The sequence below is a fragment of the Bradyrhizobium sp. STM 3809 genome (genome assembly GCF_000239795.1).
GTDB lineage: Bacteria > Pseudomonadota > Alphaproteobacteria > Rhizobiales > Xanthobacteraceae > Bradyrhizobium.
The window spans coordinates 1-637 of sequence record NZ_CAFJ01000450.1; the positions used below are offsets into that span (position 1 = coordinate 1).

The following is a 637-nucleotide window of genomic DNA, read 5'->3' on the forward strand; positions in this document are numbered from 1 at the left end:
AGGCGTTCCGCAAGCTGATGTATGCGGCGGCCTCGAGCGGCAAGCCGGCCTCGGGCGACTTTCCGTTTCCGCGCGAATACAAGGGCGTCTATCTCGACCGTCGGCGCGAGAGCGGCTTCCAGCTCTACAACGCGCTCGGCATCGCGCGCGGCGACAAGGCCGGATATGCGAAGCAGGCGCTGGAGAACTACAACCTGTTCGGCGCGCCCCACGTCGCGATCATCCACAGCGACGAGGCGCTCGGCACCTATGGCGCGATCGACTGCGGCGGCTACGTGACGAGCTTCATGCTCGCGGCGCAGGCGCTCGGCGTGGCCACCGTCCCGCAGGCGGCGCTCGCCTTTCACTCCGATCTGGTCCGCCGACATTTCGGCCTCGATGACGACCGCAAGATCGTGTGCGGCATCTCGTTCGGCTATCCCGATCTCGCCCACAAGGCGAACTCCTATCGGACCAGCCGCGCGTCTCTCGCGGACACCGTTCGCTTCGTCGACGGGTAGCGCGACGGTCGAGGTTCCCAATACAGAACCAAGTACAGAACCAAGGACAGAACTCGAGGTGTCCTCGTCGGAAGCGGACACTGCTGCGATGATGCAGCGATCCGATTTGTAAAAAATGATTGCTGACTGTCTCCGAA

Annotated in this window: 1 protein-coding gene; it reads left to right on the forward strand. The window is 63.6% G+C overall.

Annotated elements, in window-relative coordinates:
* Positions 1-500 (forward strand): nitroreductase family protein (locus BRAS3809_RS20855; RefSeq protein ID WP_035657344.1); only part of this gene is annotated, 500 nt, incomplete at its 5' end.
* Positions 501-637 lie beyond the last annotated feature (137 nt).